Annotated in this window: 19 protein-coding genes and 1 pseudogene; 9 read left to right on the forward strand and 11 right to left on the reverse strand. The window is 55.4% G+C overall.

Going from position 1 to position 19,005, the window contains the following annotated elements; translation table 11 throughout:
* Window positions 1-108 precede the first annotated feature (108 nt).
* A complete protein-coding gene (locus ACOQH0_RS13280; RefSeq protein ID WP_010432765.1) occupies window positions 109-363 on the reverse strand; it encodes a GlsB/YeaQ/YmgE family stress response membrane protein in 255 nt (84 codons plus the stop codon).
* Between the two features lie 206 nt (window positions 364-569).
* Between ACOQH0_RS13280 and ycgR the strand changes: the two genes are divergently transcribed.
* The gene (ycgR, locus tag ACOQH0_RS13285) at window positions 570-1,301 is read left to right on the forward strand and encodes a flagellar brake protein YcgR (protein WP_420984626.1); all 732 of its coding nucleotides are present in this window, start codon (window positions 570-572) and stop codon (window positions 1,299-1,301) included.
* Window positions 1,302-1,336: 35 nt separating this feature from the next.
* On the opposite strand, the gene emtA is transcribed toward ycgR, so the two are convergent.
* Window positions 1,337-1,948, reverse strand: a complete 612-nt coding sequence (gene emtA / locus ACOQH0_RS13290; protein WP_420984625.1) for a membrane-bound lytic murein transglycosylase EmtA — start codon at window positions 1,946-1,948, stop codon at window positions 1,337-1,339.
* 107 nt (window positions 1,949-2,055) lie between these two features.
* On the opposite strand from emtA, the gene ldcA reads away from it, so the two are divergent.
* Both ldcA and ACOQH0_RS13300 read left to right on the forward strand, forming a co-directional pair.
* On the forward strand, window positions 2,056-2,970 hold the full coding sequence (gene ldcA, locus ACOQH0_RS13295) for a muramoyltetrapeptide carboxypeptidase (RefSeq protein ID WP_421510555.1): 915 nt from the start codon (window positions 2,056-2,058) through the stop codon (window positions 2,968-2,970).
* A gap of 97 nt (window positions 2,971-3,067) precedes the next feature.
* Window positions 3,068-4,801 carry a potassium/proton antiporter gene (locus ACOQH0_RS13300; RefSeq protein WP_421510556.1) on the forward strand — a complete coding sequence of 578 codons (1,734 nt, stop codon included), beginning with the start codon at window positions 3,068-3,070 and terminating at the stop codon, window positions 4,799-4,801.
* Here ACOQH0_RS13300 and ACOQH0_RS13305 read toward each other — a convergent pair.
* The 3 genes and pseudogenes from ACOQH0_RS13305 to ACOQH0_RS13315 form a co-directional block, all read right to left on the reverse strand.
* Window positions 4,739-4,936: pseudogene (locus tag ACOQH0_RS13305) on the reverse strand (hypothetical protein); the annotation flags it as partial. The gene ACOQH0_RS13300 and the pseudogene ACOQH0_RS13305 overlap by 63 nt on opposite strands.
* Window positions 4,897-5,967: a catabolic alanine racemase DadX gene (gene dadX, locus ACOQH0_RS13310; RefSeq protein WP_421510557.1), complete on the reverse strand. Its 1,071-nt coding sequence runs from the start codon at window positions 5,965-5,967 to the stop codon at window positions 4,897-4,899. The gene dadX and the pseudogene ACOQH0_RS13305, both read right to left, overlap by 40 nt.
* A gap of 9 nt (window positions 5,968-5,976) precedes the next feature.
* Window positions 5,977-7,275, reverse strand: a complete 1,299-nt coding sequence (locus ACOQH0_RS13315) for a D-amino acid dehydrogenase (RefSeq protein ID WP_010432747.1) — start codon at window positions 7,273-7,275, stop codon at window positions 5,977-5,979.
* Window positions 7,276-7,597: 322 nt separating this feature from the next.
* Here ACOQH0_RS13315 and ACOQH0_RS13320 point away from each other — a divergent pair, with 322 nt between their 5' ends.
* Window positions 7,598-9,130 carry a SpoVR family protein gene (locus tag ACOQH0_RS13320; RefSeq protein ID WP_089601462.1) on the forward strand — a complete coding sequence of 511 codons (1,533 nt, stop codon included), beginning with the start codon at window positions 7,598-7,600 and terminating at the stop codon, window positions 9,128-9,130.
* Between the two features lie 106 nt (window positions 9,131-9,236).
* On the opposite strand, the gene fadR is transcribed toward ACOQH0_RS13320, so the two are convergent.
* Window positions 9,237-9,956, reverse strand: coding sequence for a fatty acid metabolism transcriptional regulator FadR (gene fadR, locus ACOQH0_RS13325; protein ID WP_010432738.1), 720 nt, complete (start codon window positions 9,954-9,956; stop codon window positions 9,237-9,239).
* A 201-nt stretch (window positions 9,957-10,157) separates the two neighbouring features.
* On the opposite strand from fadR, the gene nhaB reads away from it, so the two are divergent.
* Window positions 10,158-11,696, forward strand: a complete 1,539-nt coding sequence (gene nhaB / locus ACOQH0_RS13330) for a Na(+)/H(+) antiporter NhaB (protein WP_237844203.1) — start codon at window positions 10,158-10,160, stop codon at window positions 11,694-11,696.
* 143 nt (window positions 11,697-11,839) lie between these two features.
* Window positions 11,840-12,370: a disulfide bond formation protein DsbB gene (gene dsbB / locus ACOQH0_RS13335; RefSeq protein ID WP_089598221.1), complete on the forward strand. Its 531-nt coding sequence runs from the start codon at window positions 11,840-11,842 to the stop codon at window positions 12,368-12,370.
* Between the two features lie 125 nt (window positions 12,371-12,495).
* Here the strand turns inward: dsbB and ACOQH0_RS13340 are convergent, their stop codons facing one another.
* The 3 genes from ACOQH0_RS13340 to ACOQH0_RS13350 all read right to left on the reverse strand — a co-directional run bounded on the left by ACOQH0_RS13340 (window position 12,496) and on the right by ACOQH0_RS13350 (window position 14,012).
* Complete coding sequence (locus tag ACOQH0_RS13340; RefSeq protein WP_089598220.1) at window positions 12,496-12,936, reverse strand: YcgN family cysteine cluster protein; 441 nt, start codon at window positions 12,934-12,936, stop codon at window positions 12,496-12,498.
* Between the two features lie 93 nt (window positions 12,937-13,029).
* Window positions 13,030-13,689: a fumarylacetoacetate hydrolase family protein gene (locus ACOQH0_RS13345; RefSeq protein ID WP_010432726.1), complete on the reverse strand. Its 660-nt coding sequence runs from the start codon at window positions 13,687-13,689 to the stop codon at window positions 13,030-13,032.
* A gap of 47 nt (window positions 13,690-13,736) precedes the next feature.
* Window positions 13,737-14,012, reverse strand: coding sequence for a YcgL domain-containing protein (locus tag ACOQH0_RS13350; RefSeq protein ID WP_089598219.1), 276 nt, complete (start codon window positions 14,010-14,012; stop codon window positions 13,737-13,739).
* Window positions 14,013-14,135: 123 nt separating this feature from the next.
* Between ACOQH0_RS13350 and minC the strand changes: the two genes are divergently transcribed.
* From minC to minE, 3 genes are read left to right on the forward strand one after another with little or no spacing between them, the layout of a single operon-like run.
* Window positions 14,136-14,843: a septum site-determining protein MinC gene (gene minC, locus ACOQH0_RS13355; RefSeq protein ID WP_010432720.1), complete on the forward strand. Its 708-nt coding sequence runs from the start codon at window positions 14,136-14,138 to the stop codon at window positions 14,841-14,843.
* A gap of 23 nt (window positions 14,844-14,866) precedes the next feature.
* Window positions 14,867-15,679, forward strand: coding sequence for a septum site-determining protein MinD (gene minD, locus ACOQH0_RS13360; RefSeq protein ID WP_089598218.1), 813 nt, complete (start codon window positions 14,867-14,869; stop codon window positions 15,677-15,679).
* Between the two features lie 3 nt (window positions 15,680-15,682).
* Entirely contained in the window at window positions 15,683-15,952 is a 270-nt protein-coding gene (minE, locus tag ACOQH0_RS13365) for a cell division topological specificity factor MinE (RefSeq protein WP_010432714.1), read from the forward strand.
* A 73-nt stretch (window positions 15,953-16,025) separates the two neighbouring features.
* Here minE and rnd read toward each other — a convergent pair whose 3' ends face one another.
* The gene (rnd, locus tag ACOQH0_RS13370) at window positions 16,026-17,141 is read right to left on the reverse strand and encodes a ribonuclease D (RefSeq protein ID WP_421512353.1); all 1,116 of its coding nucleotides are present in this window, start codon (window positions 17,139-17,141) and stop codon (window positions 16,026-16,028) included.
* An 83-nt stretch (window positions 17,142-17,224) separates the two neighbouring features.
* Window positions 17,225-18,910, reverse strand: coding sequence for a long-chain-fatty-acid--CoA ligase FadD (gene fadD / locus ACOQH0_RS13375; protein ID WP_126816329.1), 1,686 nt, complete (start codon window positions 18,908-18,910; stop codon window positions 17,225-17,227).
* Window positions 18,911-19,005: the final 95 nt, after the last annotated feature.

Raw genomic sequence — 19,005 nt, forward strand, 5'->3', positions numbered from 1 at the left:
GTCTTTGTTATAGATAATACTAGGAACGACAATTATTATCATTTCGATTAGCAAATCAATACGCGAATAAAAAAAACGGCCCTCAGGTGAGAGCCGCTTGTGAACATGTTATGCCCGTCGGAGTAACCGGAATATGCCCAGTACAACGATCGCGCCGACCACCGCGACCAGGAAACTGTGGAGATCGAAACCGCTGATGCTGCCGCCAAAGCCAAACATCGTTGCCAGCCAGCCGCCGACAACCGCCCCGACCACACCGAGTACACAGGTCAGAATAAAGCCGCCACCATCATTTCCCGGCATGATCAATTTGGCGATAGCGCCGGCAATAAGACCAAAGATAATCCAGGCGATGATACCCATAGCGATGCCCTCTTGCAGGTTTAACGCATGCACGGAAAACCTTCCGCGCTGGTGACTTAAGTATAGGTCATCGCCCGAAAATGATTTTTATCTCACCGACTTAAATTACGGCGGCCAGTAAAAAAAATCACCGGTTTGTATTAAGTTTCATTTCAGATTGCCGATAACGCAGAGACAGTCTGTCAAATATCAAGGAGCAATCTGGCGTGAGTAATTACAGTGAGCAGTTCCTGAAACAAAATCCGCTGGCTGTATTAGGGGTATTACGCGACCTGCAAAAAGGTGAAGTGCCGCTACGCATGCGTTGGTCAAACAATCAGTTTATCAGCAAGATCCTGGACGTGTCGTCCGACCGTCTGATCGTCGACCTGGGCAGCCAGGAGCATGAGAACCGCGCCGCACAGCGGGCGGAAAAAATCGCGGTGATGGCTGAAACCCACGGCGCAAAGGTGGAATTTATTCTGCCGCGACTGGAGCTGAGCGAATATCTGGGGCTGCCTGCTTTTACCACGCCGCTGCCTGATAACCTCTGGTTTGTCCAGCGTCGGGAATATTTCCGCATCAGCGCCCCGCTCCAACCTGCTTATTTTTGTCGGGCAAAAATGCCGGATAAAAAAGAGATCCGCTTCCGCCTTTTTGACCTGTCGTTGGGCGGCATGGGCGCGCTGATGGATACACCAAAACCTGACGGGCTGGTTGAAGGCATGCGATTCACGCAGATTGAGCTGGATATGGGCGGCTGGGGACGGTTTTATTTCGATGCGCAGCTGATTGCCATCAGCGAGCGTAAAGTGGTGGACAGCAAGAACGAGACCATTTCCACGCCCCGTCTGAGCTTTCGCTTTCTCAACGTGGGGCCGGGTGCAGAGCGCGAGCTTCAGCGCATCATCTTCTCTCTGGAGCGAGAGGCGCGGGAACGGGCCAATAAAGTCTTGTGAGGGGCGTCGGGCAGCGAGGCCGCCCGACAACGGCGTTACATGGCGTCCATCGCTTTCTGTACTTTCCAGATATACCGAGGTGCCTGCGGTGACGGGTGGTTCTTCACTACATGTTCAAAGAACTCGTCTTTGTCCATGTCGTTTATCTCTTCAATCGCCTCTTTACGGTCGGACGAGAAGGTTCTGAGCAGCGCACCGGCACCGTTCACGTAAGAGACCACCAGCGCGTACTGCATCACTTCAGGATCTTCAATACCCTTCAGCACGCCGTGTTCCAGAATGCTCAGGTAAGCTGTTCCCATCGAGATGTTGCGTTCCGGGTTTTTCAGCTCGCTGGTCGACGGTTGACCGCGCCAGCCCATATAGCGGTAGACCTCTTTGCCTGCCGTTGATGCTTTAAGCTGCATCAGCCCCACCGCGTTGGATTTACTGACGAGCGCTGGGTTGCCGCCGGATTCCACGGCAATGATCGCCGTGACCAGTCGCGGGCTCACGCCCCAGGCCTTCCCGGCTTGTTCGCTGATCGGCATCCACTGCATGGCCCGTTTCACCGGCACTTCCGGGTTCCAGGGCGGATTTTGATAATCATGTTTTGAACTACAGCCAGCAAGCAACACAATCAAAAAAGCAAACCATCTCAATTTCACGTCATCTATCCTTATAGCCGGTCATCGCAGTGCGCCGCCTCTTGAAGCAGGCGGCGTATAAGCGGCATGATATAGACAATTAGTTTCTCATTCAGCAAGGAATTGCCATGTCTCAGTTTCATCTCATCGCGCCGTCGGGTTACTGCATCAACCAGGACGCGGCACAGCGGGGCGTTCAGCGCTTACTGGAATCTGGTCATCGGGTAGAAAATCAGACTATTATCCCCCGCCGCCTGCAGCGTTTTGCCGGAACGGAGGCGCAGAGACTGAATGATATCAACAACCTGGTGAACCTGAAGGGCGCTAACCAGATTGTGCTTGCGGTGCGCGGCGGGTATGGCGCGAGCCGATTGCTGGAGAGTATCGACTGGCAAGGCCTGGCAAAACGCCAGCAGCAGGATCCTCTGCTGATATGTGGACACAGCGATTTCACGGCGATCCAGCTCGGCCTGCTGGCACTGCACAACGTCATTACCTTCAGCGGCCCGATGCTGGCCGGTAACTTCGGCGCGCCGGAGCTGGATGCGTTCACCCAGGAACATTTCTGGCGCGCGCTGCAAAATTCGACCTACAGCGTTGAGTGGCAGGGAAATGGGCCGCACTGGGAATGTGAGGGCCAGCTCTGGGGTGGAAACCTGGCGATGCTGGTGTCGCTGATTGGCACGCCGTGGCTGCCCCAGATTGAGGATGGCATCCTGGTGCTGGAAGATATCAACGAGCACCCGTTCCGCGTCGAGCGCATGCTGCTCCAGCTTTACCATGCGGGCATTCTCGGGCGACAGTCCGCCATCGTGCTCGGCAGCTTTAGCGGATCGGCACCGAATGACTATGATGCAGGCTACTCCCTTGAGACGATGGTTGATTTCATCCGTTCGCGGCTGGACATTCCGGTGATTACGGGACTGGATTTTGGCCATGAGCAGCAGACCGTTACCCTGCCGCTGGGCGCTCAGGCGACGCTGACGCATAATAATTCAGGCAGTCGACTCACTCTCAGCGGCCATCCGGTCTTAAAGGTATAAAAAAGCGCTTAAACCGCCTCAATAAAACGCTGTTCCTGTCGTTAATATGTTAGGGTTTTAATAACAGCGTTAACATTGAGGTGGGAGTACGACAACATTGGATGCCGCAGCAATAATCAGCCTTTTCATTCTGGGTTCTGTGCTTGTAACCAGCAGTATTTTATTGAGTTCATTTTCATCACGTCTCGGCATACCTATTCTTGTTATTTTCCTTGCCATCGGCATGTTGGCTGGCATTGATGGCATCGGCGGTATCCCATTCGATAATTACCCTTTCGCTTACATGGTCAGTAACCTCGCGCTGGCGGTGATCCTGCTGGACGGCGGGATGCGCACCCAGGCGAGCTCTTTCCGCGTCGCCTTAGGGCCTGCGCTGTCGCTCGCGACGGTCGGCGTGTTGATTACCTCCGGCCTCACCGGAATGATGGCCGCGTGGCTTTTCCATCTCAATCTCATGGAAGGTTTGCTGATCGGCGCGATTGTCGGTTCAACCGACGCCGCTGCGGTATTTTCCCTGCTTGGCGGTAAAGGGCTAAACGAGCGCGTCGGCTCAACGCTTGAGATTGAGTCCGGCAGTAACGATCCGATGGCGGTATTTCTCACCATCACGCTGATTGAGATGATTCAGCAGCACGAAACCGGATTAAGCTGGATGTTCGCCTGGCATATCCTGCAGCAGTTTGGGCTGGGGATTGTTATCGGCCTGGCGGGGGGATACCTGTTACAGCAGATGATCAACCGCATTTCGCTGCCCGCGGGGCTTTACCCCCTGCTGGCGCTGAGCGGCGGGATTCTGATTTTTGCCGTCACCACCGCGCTGGACGGCAGCGGCATTCTCGCCGTCTACCTCTGCGGTTTCCTGATGGGCAACCGGCCGATCCGTAACCGACATGCCATTTTGCAGAACTTCGACGGCCTGGCGTGGCTGGCGCAAATCGGCATGTTCCTGGTGCTGGGCCTTCTGGTCACGCCATCCGACCTGCTGCCGATCGCCGTTCCGGCGCTGCTGCTTTCTGCGTGGATGATCTTCTTCGCCCGTCCCCTCTCGGTGTTCGCGGGTCTGCTGCCGTTTCGCGGCTTCAACCTGCGCGAACGGGTATTCATCAGTTGGGTGGGCCTGCGCGGCGCGGTGCCGATTATCCTTGCGGTGTTCCCGATGATGGCCGGTCTGGACAACGCGCGGCTGTTCTTTAACGTGGCGTTCTTCGTGGTGCTGATCTCGCTGCTGTTCCAGGGGACGTCGCTCGGGTGGGCGGCGAAAAAGGCCAAAGTGGTGGTGCCGCCCGTTGGCTGGCCGGTCTCCCGCGTGGGGCTGGATATTCACCCGGAAAACCCGTGGGAGCAGTTTGTTTACCAGCTCAGCGCCGACAAATGGTGCGTGGGGGCCTCACTGCGCGATCTGCATATGCCCGCCGAAACGCGCATTGCCGCCTTGTTCCGCGATAATGCCCTGCTGCACCCTACCGGCAGCACCCGCCTGCGCGAAGGCGATATTCTGTGCGTCATCGGCCGCGAGCGCGACCTGCCCGCGCTGGGCAAACTGTTCAGCCAGTCGCCTCCTGTCGCGCTGGACCAGCGGTTCTTCGGCGATTTTATTCTCGAAGCCAGCGCTAAGTTTGCCGATGTGGCGCTGATTTACGGGCTGGATGAGGGGCTTGAGCATCGCGACAAGCAGCAAACGCTCGGGGAAATCATTCAGCAGCTGCTGGGCGCCGCGCCCGTCGTGGGTGACCAGGTGGAATTTGCCGGGATGATCTGGACGGTCGCCGAGAAAGAGGATAACGCGGTGCGCAAAGTCGGCGTGAGACCGAGGGAAGAGGACGTGGAGTAGTGTTTTTTGCCGGGTGGCGCTTACGCTTACCCGGCCTACGTTCGAGGGTTTTGTTGGTCGGGTAAGGCGAAGCCGCCACCCGACACAAACATTCGTTACACCGTCACAACCGGCACTCTCGGTGCCAGCGCGCACATCAATTCATAGCCGACCGTGCCCGCAGCCGAAGCCACATCATCGATTTTAACCTCATTACCCCACAGCTCGACCGGCGATCCGATGCCCGCCTGCGGACAAGGGGTTAAATCTATCGCCATCATATCCATTGAAATGGTCCCTACCGTGCCCGTACGAACACCATCGACCCACACGGGCGTGCCGGTTGGCGCCAGACGCGGATAACCGTCCGCATAACCGCCCGCGACAATCCCGATGCGCTGCTCGCCCGCCGCACGGTAGCGGCTGCCATAGCCTACCGTGTCACCCGTCTTCAGCGTTTGCACGCCAATGATTTCACTGCGCAGGGTCATGACCGGCTTCAGGCCGCTGTTGGCGATATCGTGCCACTGGCCTGAGGGAGACGCGCCGTACAGAACGATCCCCGGGCGCACCCAGTTGTAGTGGGCTTCAGGGTGCCAAAGCGTTGCCGCCGAGTTCGACAGCGAACGTGGGCAATCCAGCCCTTCTGCCGCCTGCTCAATGCGGACCATGGCATCGGCAATGCCGTCCGGCTTTTCAGCATCAGCAAAATGCGCCATCAGCGTCATTTCACCGACATTTTTCAGGGCACGCAGCTGCTGCCAGACCGTATGGACCCGCTCAGGCTGGAAGCCCAGGCGGTTCATGCCGCTGTTCACCTTGAGATAGATATCCAGCGGCGCGTGGAGCTTCGCATCCTGAATCGCCTTAATCTGCCAGTTGCTGTGAACGCTGGTGGTCAGACGGTATTTGTCCAGCAGCGGCAGATCGTCGGCGTGGAAAAAGCCTTCCAGCAGCAAGATTGGCCCTTTCCAGCCGCGCTCGCGCAGCAGAATCGCCTCTTCCAGATTGAGTAACGCAAAACCGTCGGTTGCGCTAAGGGCGCTCCAGATGCGGTCAATACCGTGGCCGTAGGCATTTGCCTTGACTACCGACCAGACGCGTGTACCCGGCGCAGCACGGCGAACAATTTGCAGGTTATCCTTCAGGGCCTGCAAATCCAGCTGAGCCAGAATGGGACGGGACATGACGACTCCTTAGTTATGTGCGCCGTGCAGGTGCTGCGGACGCGAGGGGGTAAACCCTGATTGATAACGTGCGGCACTTAAATCGTCAAACGGAATTGCTGGCGTGCGGCCAGATATCAGGTCGCTCAGCAGCTGACCCGAGCCGCAGGCCATCGTCCAGCCGAGCGTGCCGTGCCCGGTATTGGTCCACAGGTTTTTATACGGCGTGCGGCCGACAATCGGCGTGCCGTCCGGCGTCATGGGGCGCAGACCGGTCCAGAAGGTCGCCTGTTCGACAAAGCCTCCGCGCGGGAAGAGATCGCCCACCACCATCTCCAGGGTTTCACGACGCGGTTGTAGCAGTTCGGTGTTGAAGCCCACGATCTCCGCCATGCCGCCTACGCGAATGCGGTTGTCGAAGCGGGTGATGGCGATTTTGTAGGTTTCGTCCAGAATGGTCGACACGGGCGCGCCGCTCTCTTCTTTCACCGGAATGGTCAGCGAGTAGCCTTTCAGCGGGTAGACCGGAATATCGAGGATACCTTTCAGCATGGCAGTGGAGTACGAACCAAACGCCATCACGTAGGCATCGGCTTTGATCACCTCTTCTCCACACTTCACGCCGTAAATTTTTTCCCCTTCCGACAGCAGCTTGTCGACAGAGGTATTAAAGCGGAATTTCACCCCTGCCTGCTCGCACATTTGCGCCAGACGTTGCGTAAAGAGCTGGCAGTCGCCGGTTTCGTCATTCGGCAGGCGCAGGCCGCCCGTCAGTTTATGCGCCACTTCCGCCAGCGCAGGCTCCACCTGTCCCAGCTGGCTGGCTTCCAGCAGCTGATAGGGTACGCCCGCATCTTCCAGAACGGCGATATCGCGGGTGGCGTTTTCATACTGTTGCTCAGTGCGGAACAGCTGCAGCGTACCGCCCTGACGGCCTTCGTACTCAATGCCCGTCGAGGCGCGTAAGGCTTTCAGGCAATCACGACTGTACTCCGCCAGACGCACCATGCGTCCTTTATTTTCCATGTAGTGGCGGGTGTCACAGTTGCGAAGCATCTGCCACATCCACTTCAGCTGGAACTGCGTGCCGTCGAGACTGATCGCCAGCGGCGCGTGACGCTGGAACATCCACTTAATCGCCTTTAACGGCACGCCGGGTGCTGCCCACGGCGCCGCATAACCCGGAGAGATTTGTCCGGCGTTCGCCGCACTGGTTTCAAGCGCCGGGCCAGATTCACGATCGATAACGGTAACCTCATGCCCCGCCTGACTTAAATACCAGGCGCTGGTTACGCCAACGACACCACTTCCCAGTATGACAACACGCATAGCCACTCCATTATGTGCAAAAGAACAATCTTCTAATTACAGATTGATAACCTAGTTGAAAATATTATTCAACATACGACTTTTTTATGGTGACTTACCTCACACATACCCCTGTATCAGGGGATAGTGCTAATTTGGGATCTCCTGCTGCGCGTTATTTTTAGCCAGCATAAAACTCTGCGAGACCCGCTTTTTTTGCCGTATCAAAAACGCGAAATCGCAAAGAAAAAATTTCTGCTTCAGCACGCTTTTTAACGCGTTGATCTATGCTTGAAAGGAGGCTCTCCAGACAGAGAGAGCTCCCAACAACGAGGGCGCGCTAATGGCTACTATTGATTCCATATCCAAGGACAACACACGTCTGAGCGATGGACCCGACTGGACCTTCGAGCTGCTTGATGTCTATCTGGCTGAGATTGACCGGGTAGCAAAACTGTATCGCCTGGATACCTATCCCCATCAAATTGAAGTCATTACGTCCGAACAGATGATGGATGCCTACTCCAGCGTCGGGATGCCGATCAACTATCCGCACTGGTCGTTTGGTAAGAAATTTATTGAAACGGAGCGGCTGTATAAACACGGTCAACAGGGACTGGCGTATGAGATCGTCATTAACTCCAATCCGTGTATTGCCTATCTGATGGAAGAGAACACCATTACCATGCAGGCGCTGGTGATGGCGCACGCCTGCTACGGGCACAACTCTTTCTTCAAGAACAACTATCTTTTCCGCAGCTGGACGGATGCCAGCTCGATTGTCGATTACCTGATTTTCGCCCGTAAATACATTACCGAATGCGAAGAGCGCTACGGTGTGGATGAAGTGGAAAAACTGCTCGATTCCTGCCACGCGCTGATGAACTACGGCGTTGACCGCTACAAGCGTCCGCAAAAAATCTCCTTACAGGAGGAGAAGGCCCGGCAGAAAAGCCGTGAGGAGTATCTGCAAAGCCAGGTGAATATGCTGTGGCGTACCCTGCCGAAGCGTGAGGAGGAGAAAACGGTCGCCGAAGCGCGTCGTTATCCGTCTGAGCCGCAGGAAAACCTGCTCTACTTTATGGAGAAGAACGCCCCGCTGCTGGAGCCATGGCAGCGCGAGATCCTGCGCATTGTGCGTAAGGTGAGCCAGTATTTCTACCCGCAGAAACAGACGCAGGTGATGAACGAAGGCTGGGCGACCTTCTGGCACTACACCATCCTTAACCACCTGTATGACGAAGGGAAAGTCTCCGAACGCTTTATGATGGAGTTTCTGCACAGCCACACCAACGTGGTGTTCCAGCCTGCTTATAACAGCCCGTGGTACAGCGGCATCAACCCGTATGCCCTTGGCTTTGCAATGTTCCAGGACATCAAGCGCATCTGCCAGTCGCCGACGGAGGAAGACAAATACTGGTTCCCGGACATCGCCGGTTCTGACTGGCTGGAAACGCTGCATTTCGCGATGCGTGACTTTAAGGATGAGAGCTTTATCAGCCAGTTTATGTCGCCGAAGATCATGCGAGATTTCCGTTTCTTCACCGTGCTGGATGATGACCGTAACAACTACCTGGAAATTTCGGCGATCCATAACGAAGAGGGATACCGCGAGATCCGCTCTCGCCTCTCTTCCCAGTACAACCTGAGCAACCTTGAGCCGAACATCCAGGTATGGAATGTGGATTTACGCGGTGACCGCTCCCTGACGCTGCGCTATATACCGCACAACCGCGCGCCGCTGGATAAAGGGCGTAAAGAGGTGCTGAAGCACGTGCATCGGCTGTGGGGCTTTGACGTGTTGCTTGAACAGCAGAATGAAGACGGCAGCGTGGAGCTGCTGGAGCGGTGCCCGGCGCGGTTAAATACGCTGTAGTTTGCCGGGTGGCGGCTACGCCTTACCCGGCCTACGGGTTTTGTAGGCCCGGTAAGCGAAGCGCCACCGGGCGAAAAAAAACCTCTCGTACGAGAGGTTTTTTCTTTTAGCGGGTCTGAATCGCTAAATCGCCCGGAAGCGTTTTCTGCATGCGGTGCCAGATTTCACCGGAATCATGCCCATAGCGACGCACCGTCTCATAAACCTGATCGTGCAGCCCTTCGGTACAGAGCTTGCTCAGCTTATGGTAGAAACCCAGCGCCAGGCTGCGGGCTTCAGGGTTAGCAAAGTAGTGGCGACCGATACGGGTATAGAGCCCTTTCATCCCGTTCAGGATCAGGCCGTAAATCGGGTTACCGGAGGCAAAGGCCAGTCCGCGGAAGACGTTATAGTCAAGCGTGGCGAAAGCGTCAGCGTGGTCTTCGACCTCGTTCGCGCTGGCCAGCACCGCAAGCGCATCTTCAGGATGCTGACGGAACGCGGTACGGATAAAGATAGTCGCGATGTTGGTACGCACGGAGAGCAGATTGTCGATCAGCTGCGGCACACTTTCGTGGTCGAGACGCGCCAGCGTTTCAAGAATGTTCAGCCCGGACGTTTCCCAGAAGTTGTTTACTTTCGTTGGCTTGCCGTGCTGAATCGTCAACCAGCCATCACGTGCCAGACGCTGCAGAACTTCACGCAGCGTAGTACGGGTGACGCCAATCAGTTCAGAGAGTTCGCGTTCAGCAGGTAGAATTGATCCCGCAGGGAAACGATTATTCCAGATGCTTTCAATGATGTACTCTTCCGCGAAACCCGCCGGGCTCTGCGCCTTAATGACCATAGTGAGATTTCCATTACACAGCTTTAGCAAATTGGACTCATCATACCAGAGGCTCGCAGAGGCAGATAGCGCAGCAAAGAGAGAAAAGAGGGATCGCCGTTTCATTTTTGTGAAATTTACAATTTGACCTAATGCCCCTCTACGCCCCCATTTTTGCGTATACTGATGTTTTGCCTTATTTGACGGGGAAGGACGTCTGTCGTGGAAATTTCATTTGGCCGCGCGCTGTGGCGCAATTTTTTAGGCCAGTCACCTGACTGGTACAAACTCATACTTCTGGTATTCCTGGTCGTTAACCCCATCCTGTTTTATGTCAATCCGTTTGTTGCCGGATGGCTGCTGGTGGCGGAATTTATCTTCACCCTGGCGATGGCGCTGAAATGCTACCCACTCCTTCCCGGCGGCCTGCTGGCATTTGAAGCGGTGGTGATTGGTATGACCAGCGCGGAGCATGTTAAACAGGAGCTGGCATCCAATCTTGAGGTGCTTCTGCTGCTGATGTTTATGGTGGCTGGCATCTACTTTATGAAGCAGCTACTGCTGTTTATTTTTACCCGGCTGCTGCTGAGCATTCCCTCAAAAACGATCCTGTCGGTGGCGTTTTGTCTCGCGGCAGCGTTTCTGTCGGCCTTCCTTGATGCCCTGACGGTGGTGGCCGTCGTGATTAGCGTGGCCGTCGGCTTTTACGGCATTTATCATCGCGTCGCGTCTTCTCGACCCGGTGAGGATTTGCAGGATGATAGCCATGTCGACGCGCATAACCGTGAGGTGCTGGAGCAGTTCCGCGCGTTCCTGCGTAGCCTGATGATGCATGCGGGTGTGGGTACAGCGCTGGGCGGCGTGATGACGATGGTGGGGGAACCGCAAAACCTGATCATCGCCAAAGCGGCGGGCTGGCATTTCGGCGAATTCTTCCTGCGCATGGCGCCAGTGAGCGTTCCGGTGCTCATCTGCGGCGTCGTCACCTGTATTCTTGTCGAGAAATTCAGCGTCTTTGGCTACGGCGCGAAGCTGCCTGAGACGGTGCGACAGGAGCTGCATACATTTGACGTGCAAAGTCGCCGTCAGCGCACACGCCAGGATACGCTACGCCTGATCGCACAAGGCATCATTGGCGTCTGGCTTATCGCTGCGCTGGCTTTCCATCTTGCTGAGGTGGGGTTAATTGGCCTGTCGGTTATTATTCTCGCCACCACCTTTAGCGGCGTGACCGACGAGCACGCTATCGGCAAAGCCTTTACCGAAGCCCTGCCGTTTACCGCGCTGCTGGCGGTATTCTTTGCGGTAGTGGCGGTGATTATCGATCAGCACCTGTTTGCGCCGATTATTGCCTTTGTATTACAGGCCGCGCCCGACGCCCAGCTTTCGCTGTTTTACCTGTTTAACGGTTTGCTCTCCTCCATTTCCGATAACGTTTTTGTCGGCACGGTGTATATCAACGAAGCGAAAGCAGCCATGGAGCAAGGCGTTATCAGCGCTCAGCAGTTTGAACTGCTGGCGGTGGCGATCAACACCGGCACCAACCTGCCTTCCGTAGCGACACCTAACGGCCAGGCCGCATTCCTGTTCCTGCTGACCTCAGCGCTTGCGCCACTCATACGACTTTCTTATGGAAGAATGGTCTGGATGGCCCTGCCCTATACGCTGGTACTGACGATTGTGGGTTTGCTTTGCGTCAAAATTACCCTCATTCCTTATACGCACTGGCTGATACAAGCGGGTATACTTGCCGCGCATTAAGATGTGTAAATCGGGCAGTTCGCTGCCCGTTTGCCTTTTCGCATGATAAACATCCAATTACGTTTTATTTCGTCAGGTACAGGTGGCGCGGAAAACGAATTCGTTTACACTGCGCTTTCTAAGCATGCTCCAGGGAAATGATTATGTTGAGATTTTTAAACCAGTGCTCTCGCGGTCGCGGAGCGTGGTTGTTAATGGCCCTGACCGCCTTTGCGCTGGAAATGGTCGCGTTGTGGTTCCAGCATGTGATGGGGTTGAAGCCCTGCGTGCTGTGTATCTACGAACGTTGCGCATTATTCGGCATTATGGGCGCGGGTCTGGTGGGCGCGATTGCCCCGAAATCACCGTTACGCTATGCCGGTATCGCTATCTGGCTGTACAGTGCCTGGAAGGGAATTGAACTCTCCTGGGAACACACCATGATGCAGCTGCATCCGTCACCGTTTATGACCTGTGATTTTGCCGCCCGCTTCCCGAGCTGGCTGCCGCTGGATAAGTGGCTGCCGCAGGTGTTTGTGGCGTCCGGCGACTGTTCTGTGCGTCAGTGGGAATTCCTGACGCTGGAGATGCCGCAGTGGCTGGTGGGTATTTTTGTGGCCTACTTCGTTGTGGCCCTGCTGGTGCTGATTGCCCAGCCGTTTAAGCCGAAGAAACGCGATTTGTTCGGAAGGTAAAAGCAAAACGGCAACTTCGGTTGCCGTTTTTAATGTTTGCGCCCTCTCCCGTGGGAGAGGGTTGGGGTGAGGGCATCAGGCCGCACAACCATAATAAAAAACCCGCCTCGGCGGGTTTTTTATTATCACCGATTAGGGTGATTCATGATGTGGTCTTCCCAGTCCCGCACTTCAGACTCTTTCACCGCAATATGGCGCACGGAAATGCGTTCGCCGTGCATAGCCGCTTTAGAGCCGGTTAGCAGCGGATGCCATTTCGGCAGATCTTTTCCTTCCGCCAGCAGGCGATACGCGCAGGTGTGCGGTAACCACTCAAAGGTCGGCAAATTTTCACGGGTTAATTTGATGCAGTCCGGCTCGTACTCGAAGCGACGTTCGTAGTTGCGGCACTGGCAGGTTTTGATGTTCAGCTGCTTGCAGGCGACGTTGGTGAAATAGATCTCGTCGGAGTCCTCATCCATCAGCTTGTGCAGGCAGCACTGTCCGCAGCCGTCGCACAACGACTCCCACTCCGCGTCGGTCATTTCGTCGAGCGTTTTACTTTGCCAGAAAGGGATGTCGTTCATCAGGATGTCCACACGTCAAAAGAAAGCGCACCTTATAACGAGTCTGGCACGTTGATGCAAGTTTTGCCGCCCATTTCGGGCGGCAAGGTGTTTTTACAGCACGCGTGTTTTCAGCGACAGGCCGTTGAAACTGACCTCAAGCTCATCGCCACCGTTGAGCGGGCCGACGCCCTCTGGCGTACCGGTCAGGATCACATCACCCGGTTTCAGGGTGAAGAAGCGGCTCATGTAGGCAATCAGCGGGACGATCTTGTGGATCATGTCGGCCGTAGTGCCCTGCTGGCGAACCTCGCCGTTCACCTTCAGGCTGAGCGGGGTGTCCTGCGGGTCATCAGTAAACTCGCTCACCGGAACAAAACCCGAAATGGGGCAGGAATTATCAAAGCCTTTGGCTTTTTCCCACGGTTGCCCCGCTTTCTTCATCTTGCCCTGCACATCACGCAGGGTGAGATCCAGGGCGACACCGTAACCGGCAATCGCTTTCTGCACATGCTCTTCAGAAGCCTGGCGCAGCGTGGCGCCAATCAGCACTGCCAGCTCCACTTCGTGGTGGACAGAACCCAACCCTTGCGGTAACGCCAGCGGCTGGCGAATATCGCAGAGTGCGGTTTCGGGCTTAATAAACAGTACCGGCTCTTCTGGCGTCGCGCTGCCCATTTCCTGAATGTGTTTTGCGTAGTTGCTGCCCACGCAGACGACTTTGCTGACGGGATAATCCAGTAATGCACCTTGCCAGTTATGATGTTGATACATGGTCGACCCCTAAACGGTTGATGTGTTGTTCCCGGAAGCGTCCGGGTTTATTTCTTTCCGTTCACCTCAAGATGCTGTTTTAATAAATTCTCGGGTGGTGGCGGAAGCTGTAAATAATAGCCTTGCTCGGTTAATGCCAATTTCACTTTTTCCAGATCGGCATTCACCAGCGTCTTACGCCCGTCAAGCGGCAGCAGCATCGCCAGCTGAGGGCGGCCAAAGTTTTTCATTAATTCTTCAGGCACGCGCGAAAAATCGTCTTTCTTTTCGACATAAAGATAGGTCTGGTCACGGCTTGTACTTCTATAGATCACACAAAACATGTTTTTACTCTGAATTAATGGGTGGTTGCTTGCCTCAATATACTCCTGACTATAACATGCCTGATACTCTTCGGAATATCGCAGCGAGTTGTTGCGGTTAATAGCAAATTGAGTAAGGCCAGGATGTCAAACACGCCCATCGAGCTTAAAGGCAGTAGCTTCACCTTATCAGTGGTTCATTTGCATGATGCAAAACCCGAGGTTATTCGTCAGGCGTTAGAAGATAAAATCGCGCAGGCACCCGCCTTTCTGAAACATGCCCCCGTTGTCGTCAATGTGAGCGGTCTGGATGCCCCGGTTAACTGGAAACTTCTCCAGCAGGCGGTTTCATCCACCGGGCTGCGTATTGTCGGCATTAGCGGCTGTAAAGATGCTGAACTGAAAGCCGAGATTGACCGGGCTGGGCTACCGCTTTTGACCGAAGGCAAAGAAAAAGCCCCTCGTTCGGCCCCAGCGGCAGTGCAGACGCCCCCTCCTCCGGTTCAAAACGTTACACCTGTCACAAAAACGCGATTGATTGATGTGCCGGTTCGTTCCGGTCAGCGAATTTATGCGCCAAACTGTGATCTAATTGTTACAAGCCACGTCAGTGCTGGCGCTGAACTGATTGCGGATGGCAATATTCACGTCTACGGTATGATGCGTGGGCGTGCGCTCGCGGGCGCAAGTGGCGATCGGGAAGCACAAATATTTTGTAGTCACCTGACGGCGGAACTGGTGTCCATCGCAGGTGAATATTGGCTGAGCGACAAGATCCCAGCCGAATTTTATGGCAAAGCGGCTCGTCTGCTGCTGGCAGACGACGCGTTGACCGTTCAACCGTTGAATTGATCCCTTTTTAACAAGGAATTTCTATGGCACGCATTATTGTTGTTACTTCGGGTAAAGGAGGCGTTGGCAAGACCACCTCCAGCGCGGCCATCGCTACTGGTTTGGCCCAGAAGGGAAAGAAAACCGTCGTTATCGATTTCGATATCGGCCTGCGTAACCTGGACCTGATCATGGGTTGTGAGCGTCGCGTCGTGTATGACTTCGTAAACGTCATCCAGGGCGATGCCACGCTTAACCAGGCGCTGATTAAAGACAAGCGCACCGAAAACCTCTACATTCTTCCGGCGTCTCAGACCCGTGATAAAGACGCGCTGACCCGCGAAGGCGTGGAAAAGGTGCTCGACGATCTGAAAAAGATGGAGTTCGACTTCGTCGTCTGTGACTCCCCTGCCGGTATCGAAACCGGTGCGCTGATGGCGCTCTATTTCGCGGATGAAGCCATCATCACCACGAACCCTGAAGTCTCGTCCGTGCGTGACTCAGACCGAATTCTCGGTATCCTCGCCTCTAAATCCCGCCGTGCGGAAAATGGTCAGGAACCGATCAAAGAGCACCTGCTGCTGACCCGTTACAACCCGGGCCGCGTGAACAAAGGTGACATGCTGAGCATGGAAGACGTGCTGGAGATCCTGCGCATCAAACTGGTTGGCGTTATCCCGGAAGATCAGTCCGTGTTACGCGCCTCTAACCAGGGTGAGCCAGTGATTCTGGATACGATGGCAGATGCAGGTAAAGCTTACGCCGATACCGTTGACCGTCTGCTGGGAGAAGAACGTCCTTTCCGCTTCATTGAAGAAGAGAAGAAAGGTTTCCTCAAACGCCTGTTCGGAGGATAAGTTATGGCATTACTGGACTTTTTTCTCTCGCGGAAAAAAAGCACCGCCAACATCGCAAAAGAACGTCTGCAAATTATCGTTGCGGAGCGTCGTCGTAGCGACGCCGAGCCTCACTACCTGCCGCAGCTGCGCAAGGACATCCTGGAAGTGATCTGTAAGTACGTGCAGATTGACCCGGAGATGGTCACCGTACAGCTGGAGCAAAAAGACGGGGATATTTCGATTCTGGAGCTGAACGTTACGCTCCCGGAAGCGGAAGAGTCGCGTCCGTAGGTTTGTGATTTCGTAGCCCCGGTAAGCGCAGCGCCACCGGGGGAATATGCCGGGTGTATCGCCCGGCATATTTTTATCGCGGGTAACCTTCCAGCAGCGTATTCAGGCGATCGGCCATCAATTCCCCGCGCCAGCCCGCCATCAGCTCCGGCAGCCCATTCTGCGGCTTCAGCTTCCAGTGCCAGTTCAGCAACTGATTAATCTGACGACGTGATGCCAGGAGCTCCGCGCTCAGCTTGCTTTCCGTTGCGACGTCCTGCACCAGCGCCTTGATATCTTTAAACGCTTTACGATAGCCCGGCATATCCATCAAATTCAGCAGCGGTTCCGGCAGGTCTTCATCCGCCGTTTGCTGTGCCTGCGCCACCAGCGCGAGCAGGGTTTTGCCGTGGAAACGAATCTCGCTACCCGAAAGCCCAATGCTGTCCAGTTCACCCATGCTGCCAGGCATGTAGCGCGCGACCGCCCACAGATGCTCTTCACGCACCACAAAGTTCACGGCCAGATCGCGCTCGCGCGCTTTGCGCAAACGCCAGTCTGCTAACAGCTGCAGGCACGCCAGCTGACGCGTGCGAAGCTGCCAGGCGTTTGTGATATCGCGCCAGGCCTCTTTCGGGTCAACCACTTCCTGACGACGCTGCTGGGTCATCCGGCACTCATCCAGCGCAGCAGACAGCCAGCCGGAGGCTTCTGCCTCCTTCATCAGCTGTCCGGCAATCGGCAGCAGGTAGAAGACGTCTGCCGCCGCATATTCCAGCTGACGCTCGGTCAGCGGGCGCGCCAGCCAGTCGGTACGGGATTCGCTTTTGTCCAGCGTCAGGCCGGTGTATTCCTCAACCATGGCAGCAAAGCCCCATGAGAGCGGACGCCCGCTGAACGCCGCGAGGATCTGCGTATCAATGAGCGGCTGCGGCATGATGCCAAAGGTATTCATAAACACTTCCAGATCTTCACTGCCCGCATGCAGGAATTTGGTCACGGCCGTATCCAGCAGCAGATCGCGCATCGGTGCCCAGTCGGTAATACCGAGCGGGTCAATCAGCGAGACATGTTTGCCGTCGTACATCTGAATCAGGCCCAGCTGCGGATAATAGGTTCTCGTACGGACAAACTCGGTATCCAGGGCGATGGCGGGATAGTCGCGCGTCACTTCGCACAGCGAAGCCAGCTCGTCGTTGGTCGTGATCATCTGGTAATTCAAATCATTTTCTCTTTTGTTTGCGCCCATAAAAAACGCCGGCTTAACCGGCGTCTGGGCGATTAACGTGAAGCTCAGGCCTTATTGTCTACTTTGGCACGGGCTTCGTCACGTAATTCTCGTCGTAATATCTTCCCGACGTTGGATTTTGGCAGTTCATCGCGGAATTCCACCAGCTTCGGCACCTTGTAGCCCGTTAACTGACGACGGCAGAAGGTTATCAGCTCTTCCTCATTCAGCGAAGGATCTTTCTTGACCACAAATATCTTCACCGCTTCACCGCTGCTGCCGGAAGGGACGCCCACAGCCGCCACTTCGAGCACGCCGCTGTGCTGCATGACCACATCTTCGATTTCGTTCGGATAGACGTTAAAGCCGGAGACCAGGATCATGTCTTTCTTACGATCGACAATGCGCAGGAAACCTTCGTCGTCCATCACGGCAATATCGCCGGTATGCAGCCAGCCGTCTTTGATGATCTCGTCCGTAGCATCCGGACGTTGCCAGTAGCCCAGCATCACCTGCGGCCCTCTTACGCACAGCTCGCCTGGCTCACCATGAGGCACTTCGTTATCCTCATCATCCACCAGCTTTGCTTCGGTCGATGGAACAGGCAGGCCAATGCTGCCGCTGTGGTAGTCAATGTCGTGCGGGTTCACGCTCACCAGCGGCGCGCACTCCGTCAGACCATAGCCTTCCAGCAGATACTGACCGGTCAGCTTTACCCAGCGCTCAGCGACCGCCTGCTGAACGGGCATCCCGCCGCCTGCTGAGAGGTGCAGCGTGGAGAAATCCAGCTGCTGGAACTCTTTATTATTGAGCAGCGCATTAAACAGAGTATTCACCCCCGTCATGGCGGTGAACGGATATTTCGCCAGCTCTTTCACCAGGCCCGGGATATCGCGCGGGTTGGTGATGAGGATGTTCTGACCACCCAGCTCAATAAACAGCAGGCAGTTCATGGTCAGCGCAAAGATGTGATACAGCGGAAGCGCGGTGATCACCACCTCTTTGCCCGGATGCAGCAGAGGCCCGTAAGTGGCGTTCACCTGTTCAAGGTTCGCCAGCATGTTCCGGTGCGTCAACATCGCGCCTTTCGCCACGCCGGTGGTGCCACCGGTGTACTGCAGGAAGGCGAGATCTTCTGATACCACTTCTGGCTTGACGTATTGCATACGGTAGCCCGCGTGCAGCGCACGGCGGAAGGAAATGGCGTCCGGCAGGTGATATTTTGGTACCAGCCGCTTCACGTATTTAACGACAAAGTTAACCAGCGTGCCTTTGGCCGTGGAAAGCTGATCGCCCATGCGCGTCAGAATGACGTGTTTTACCTGGGTTCTGTCGACCACTTTTTCCAGCGTGTGGGCAAAGTTCGAGACAATGACAATTGCGACCGCGCCGCTGTCGTTCAGCTGATGCTCAAGTTCACGCGGGGTATATAGCGGGTTCACGTTGACGACAATCATCCCGGCTCGCAGGATGCCGAACAGCGCTACCGGGTATTGCAGCAGGTTTGGCATCATCAGCGCGACGCGGTCCCCTTTTTGCAGTCCCAGCCCTTCCTGTAAATAGGCCGCAAACGCCCGGCTACGCTCTTCCAGCTTACGGAAGGTCATCACTTCGCCCATGTTCACAAACGCAGGCTGGTCAGCGTAACGCCGCACCGAGTGTTCAAATAATTCAACCAGGGATTGATAACGGTCAGGATTGATCTCCGCAGGCACATCTGCGGGATACCGGTTAAGCCAAACCTTTTTCAATGCATCACCTCTGAAATGAGTATTCGTCGTCATCACAGCCCCGATAATAAACAGTTTGTTAACATTATATTAACTCAGCGTACCAGTTTATTAAT

Source organism: Enterobacter sp. JS8-1 (assembly GCF_049187015.1).
In the GTDB taxonomy this organism is placed as follows: Bacteria; Pseudomonadota; Gammaproteobacteria; order Enterobacterales; family Enterobacteriaceae; genus Enterobacter; species Enterobacter mori.

Excerpts from the sequence above, each read along its gene's own strand:
- ACOQH0_RS13280 (WP_010432765.1), bottom strand. The coding sequence starts at position 363 with ATGGGTATCATCGCCTGGATTATCTTTGGTCTTATTGCCGGCGCTATC.
- ldcA (WP_421510555.1), top strand. The coding sequence starts at position 2,056 with ATGTCTCAGTTTCATCTCATCGCGCCGTCGGGTTACTGCATCAACCAG.
- dadX (WP_421510557.1), bottom strand. The coding sequence starts at position 5,967 with ATGTCCCGTCCCATTCTGGCTCAGCTGGATTTGCAGGCCCTGAAGGAT.
- ACOQH0_RS13315 (WP_010432747.1), bottom strand. The coding sequence starts at position 7,275 with ATGCGTGTTGTCATACTGGGAAGTGGTGTCGTTGGCGTAACCAGCGCC.
- ACOQH0_RS13320 (WP_089601462.1), top strand. The coding sequence starts at position 7,598 with ATGGCTACTATTGATTCCATATCCAAGGACAACACACGTCTGAGCGAT.
- fadR (WP_010432738.1), bottom strand. The coding sequence starts at position 9,956 with ATGGTCATTAAGGCGCAGAGCCCGGCGGGTTTCGCGGAAGAGTACATC.
- dsbB (WP_089598221.1), top strand. The coding sequence starts at position 11,840 with ATGTTGAGATTTTTAAACCAGTGCTCTCGCGGTCGCGGAGCGTGGTTG.
- ACOQH0_RS13340 (WP_089598220.1), bottom strand. The coding sequence starts at position 12,936 with ATGAACGACATCCCTTTCTGGCAAAGTAAAACGCTCGACGAAATGACC.
- ACOQH0_RS13345 (WP_010432726.1), bottom strand. The coding sequence starts at position 13,689 with ATGTATCAACATCATAACTGGCAAGGTGCATTACTGGATTATCCCGTC.
- ACOQH0_RS13350 (WP_089598219.1), bottom strand. The coding sequence starts at position 14,012 with ATGTTTTGTGTGATCTATAGAAGTACAAGCCGTGACCAGACCTATCTT.
- minC (WP_010432720.1), top strand. The coding sequence starts at position 14,136 with ATGTCAAACACGCCCATCGAGCTTAAAGGCAGTAGCTTCACCTTATCA.
- minD (WP_089598218.1), top strand. The coding sequence starts at position 14,867 with ATGGCACGCATTATTGTTGTTACTTCGGGTAAAGGAGGCGTTGGCAAG.
- minE (WP_010432714.1), top strand. The coding sequence starts at position 15,683 with ATGGCATTACTGGACTTTTTTCTCTCGCGGAAAAAAAGCACCGCCAAC.
- rnd (WP_421512353.1), bottom strand. The coding sequence starts at position 17,141 with ATGATCACGACCAACGACGAGCTGGCTTCGCTGTGCGAAGTGACGCGC.